At 41.9% G+C, this 3,727-nt stretch carries 5 protein-coding genes; 4 read left to right on the top strand and 1 reads right to left on the bottom strand.

From position 1 onward, the window contains the following. Positions 1 to 292 (top strand): hypothetical protein (locus ABYB02_RS15520; protein ID WP_372763304.1); only part of this gene is annotated, 292 nt, incomplete at its 5' end. Here the strand turns inward: ABYB02_RS15520 and nadB are convergent. Then, positions 270 to 1,877 (bottom strand): L-aspartate oxidase, encoded by a 1,608-nt coding sequence (nadB, locus tag ABYB02_RS15515; protein ID WP_011327421.1) that lies wholly within the window; start codon positions 1,875 to 1,877, stop codon positions 270 to 272. The two genes, ABYB02_RS15520 and nadB, sit on opposite strands and share 23 nt — an antisense overlap. Before the next feature lie 244 nt (positions 1,878 to 2,121). On the opposite strand from nadB, the gene rpoE reads away from it, so the two are divergent. The 3 genes from rpoE to ABYB02_RS15500 all read left to right on the top strand — a co-directional run. Then, positions 2,122 to 2,703, top strand: coding sequence for an RNA polymerase sigma factor RpoE (gene rpoE, locus ABYB02_RS15510; RefSeq protein WP_011327422.1), 582 nt, complete (start codon positions 2,122 to 2,124; stop codon positions 2,701 to 2,703). Position 2,704: 1 nt separating this feature from the next. Beyond that, positions 2,705 to 3,322 carry a sigma-E factor negative regulatory protein gene (locus ABYB02_RS15505; RefSeq protein WP_192531822.1) on the top strand — a complete coding sequence of 206 codons (618 nt, stop codon included), beginning with the start codon at positions 2,705 to 2,707 and terminating at the stop codon, positions 3,320 to 3,322. Between the two features lie 4 nt (positions 3,323 to 3,326). After that, positions 3,327 to 3,727, top strand: a 401-nt coding sequence (locus ABYB02_RS15500) for a sigma-E factor regulatory protein RseB domain-containing protein (RefSeq protein WP_372763303.1), incomplete at its 3' end; no start/stop codon positions are given.

Below are 3,727 nucleotides of genomic sequence, written 5' to 3'. Positions count from 1 at the left end.
TGTTAACTTTGTAGCGGCCATACTTGTATGGCTAAAAATGCAGGCAGTACAGCCACTTGAAGGCGTTATTATTTTAGCCCCAAAGCAGTTTAGGTTTGAAAATAACACACGGTTAATTCAAGGCGAAATAAGTGCTAAAAGCCGCTTAATTGGCAACGGTGTTTGGCTTTATATTAAGGGTTTTAATAACAACTATTGGCTGATTATTACAGCCAATAGTGTTGATGTACAAAGCTATGCGCGCCTAAAACGCGCCACACTTAATGCAATTAACGCTGTGGAGTTAAAATAGTAGGTGTTGGATTAGCGTTTTGCTCTGGATAATCAATAGTGTAGTGCAGGCCACGGCTTTCTTTGCGCTCAAGTGCACTGCGAATAATTAGTTCGGCAACTTGTACCAAATTACGCAGCTCTAACAAGTTATTACTAACTCTAAAGTTAGCGTAATAGTCATGTATTTCCTGCTGTAACAACTCAACTCTATGTAGTGCACGCTCTAAGCGTTTAGTTGAGCGCACAATACCCACGTAGTCCCACATAAACAACCTTAGTTCATGCCAGTTGTGAGTAATCACTATTTCTTCATCTGAATTAGCTACGCGGCTTTCATCCCAATGCGGCAGATTAATGGGCTCTGGTGCATGTTCAATTTTGCTTAAAATGTCTTTTGCAGCCGCATGGGCAAACACAATACACTCTAGTAATGAGTTACTCGCCATACGATTAGCACCATGTAAGCCGGTATAAGCAACTTCACCTACTGCATATAAGTTATCTAAATCGGTTTTACCATTAAAGTCAGTCATTACTCCACCACAGGTATAATGCGCTGCAGGTACAACAGGAATAGGATCTTTGGTAATATCGAGCCCGACACTTAGACACTTTGCATATATAGTGGGGAAGTGCTCAATAATAAAATCTTTATCTTTGTGACTAATGTCTAAAAATACGCAATTGGCACCCAAACGTTTCATTTCAAAGTCGATAGCGCGAGCAACAATATCGCGAGGAGCAAGCTCTTCACGCTCATCAAACTCATGCATAAATCGGCTGCCGTCGGGGCGTCTTAAATAAGCGCCTTCACCACGCATTGCCTCGGTAATTAAAAAGTTTTGTAATTCAGGGTGGTACAAACTGGTTGGATGAAACTGGTTAAATTCCATGTTCGCCACTCTACAACCCGCACGCCATGCCATAGCAATACCATCACCACTGGAGACATCAGGGTTTGAAGTATACAAATACACTTTACTAGCGCCACCTGTAGCTAAAGCAACAAATTTAGCCGCAATTGTTTCTACTTTTTTGGCGTTTTTATTCCATACATACATGCCATTTATATGCGAGCTGGCTTTATTGCCGCTTTTATCTGTAATTAAATCAATGGCGTTGTAATGCTCTAACAGGGTGATGTTTTTGTGGGCTTGAACTTGGCTGATTAATGTAGTTTGTACGGCTTTACCAGTAGCGTCGGCGGCGTGTAAAATGCGTCGGTGGCTGTGGCCGCCTTCACGCGTTAAATGAAAACGCTCTTTACCATGGCTATCCAGCTCTATATCAAACGGTACGCCTTGATTAATTAACCATTGCAAACAATCGTGGGCATTACTAGCGGTATAGTGCACTGCTTCTTTGTCGCATAAGCCACCGCCCGCATCGAGCGTGTCTTGCACATGTGATTCTATACTGTCATGTTTCTTATCAAATACCGCGGCTATACCACCTTGGGCATAGAGTGTGGAGCCTTCAGTGAGTGCTCCCTTACTGATTACGGTAACGTTACAATAGTTAGCTAAAGATAAGGCAAGTGATAAGCCCGCTGCGCCGCTACCGATAATAGCGACATCTGCAATGTGATGTTTATTTTGGTTCATGTCAGAGGTACTTTGCGGTTACAATGCCCATATAGAGCAATGTTTGTTTTCAATAGTGGTAGTTGTATCATATTTGCCATCATACCAAGTAGTAATTTTGGCTCTAACTACGGTTATTTACGACTATTTAATAAAAAAACAATATAAAGCAGAACTTTTTATTCATGTAAGAGTCAGAGTATCTGTGAACAATGGCGACACTATGAATGATAAGCAAAAATTAGACACAGGAGTACCGGCTCGAATGAGCGAGCAGGATCAAGATTTAGCGCTAGTAAAAAGGGTTCAGCAAGGAGATAAAAACGCCTTCAACCTATTAGTAAAGAAGTATCAAAACAAAATTGCCGGTTTGATCTCACGTTATGTGTCAAATCAGGGTGATATTGCAGATGTAGCACAAGAAGCGTTTATAAAAGCTTATCGTGCGCTTCCTAACTTCAGGGGCGATAGTGCCTTTTATACTTGGTTGTACCGTATTGCAGTAAATTGTGCTAAAAATTATTTAGTAGCTCAGGGGCGTAAACCGCCAGCAAGTGATATAGACGCACAAGATGCCGAATTTTATGACTGCGCGGACTCAATGCGTTCTAACGCATCTCCTGAAAATTTACTGCTGAGCGAAGAAGTACGCGCTGTTATTTTTAATACGATTGATAGTTTGCCTGAAGATCTTAAAACCGCAATCACCCTCAGAGAAATTGAAGGGATGAGCTATGAAGAAATAGCTGTGGTAATGGATTGCCCAGTCGGGACGGTACGTTCGCGTATATTTCGTGCCCGTGAAGCAATTGATAACAAATTAAACCCATTAATAGGCGAGTCTTAGTATGATAAAAGCACACGTTAACAGGTTAGATGACGAATCGTTATCTGCATTACTTGACGGCGAGCAACAACTAGCAGATGCAAAAATTGCAGAGCAAGACGTTGCTACCTTTGGCCGTTATGCGTTAATTGGTGATGCAATGCGAGCTCAAAAAGATCACAGCGATATTCATATTGATATTAGCAAGCGTGTTGCGTTAGCACTCGAAAGCGAACCAGTATATGCAGATTTCAGTCAGTCTAAAGCGCAATCTGCGCCGCAAAGTGATACTATAAACAACAATAAAGTTGTGGCATTTAATTGGCGCAAGCCAGTGGCACAACTTGCGATTGCAGCAAGTGTTGCTATGTTTGCTATTGTAGGCGTAAATATGTTGCCACAGGGCGATGGCGCGCAACAAAGCGAAATTCCATTGCTGCAAACAACACCTTTTACAGGTACTGCATCACCAGTGAGTTATTCATCGGAGCCCGCGCTTAAAAACGCAGAAAATGGTTTGCGTGAATTGCAGCAGCAACGTATTGGCGCACTTGTTTTAGAGCATCAACGCCAAGCTCGTGTTGCACATTCATTAGAGGCTGCGCAAACGGATGCAAAAAAACCAGAGGAAAACAACTAATTAAATGAAAGTAATTACTTTTATTCTGTCGCTGGCAATCAGCTTTAATACCTTTGCCAGCGACACCAATCCTGCCAAAGATTTACTGCTTAAAATGGCTAATGCCGTTCATACCCGTAACTTTGACGCCTCGTTTGTGGTTGTTAAAGGTAAAACCATGGAACCCTACCGTTGGTTACATGCAAAACAAGATGACATTGAGATAGAACACTTAAGTGTACTCAATGGCGCGGGCCTAGAAATGGTACGCGTTGACAACCAAGTTACTTATTTTGAGCCGCAATCAGAGCCTTATTCACTTACAACTGATTCAATTGCAGGGCCAATTCCTGAAGTACTGTTTAAAAACGTTGAGCGTTTAAGTGGCCATTATGACTTTGTACTTGGTGGAAAAGGGCGTATATC

The organism is Pseudoalteromonas sp., assembly GCF_041613455.1.
Lineage (GTDB): Bacteria > Pseudomonadota > Gammaproteobacteria > Enterobacterales > Alteromonadaceae > Pseudoalteromonas.
This window is presented reverse-complemented; position numbering and strand designations above follow the sequence as displayed.

What these genes read in the sequence shown, in the direction of transcription:
- nadB (WP_011327421.1), bottom strand. Translation starts at nt 1,877, where the DNA reads ATGAACCAAAATAAACATCACATTGCAGATGTCGCTATTATCGGTAGC.
- rpoE (WP_011327422.1), top strand. Translation starts at nt 2,122, where the DNA reads ATGAGCGAGCAGGATCAAGATTTAGCGCTAGTAAAAAGGGTTCAGCAA.
- ABYB02_RS15505 (WP_192531822.1), top strand. Translation starts at nt 2,705, where the DNA reads ATGATAAAAGCACACGTTAACAGGTTAGATGACGAATCGTTATCTGCA.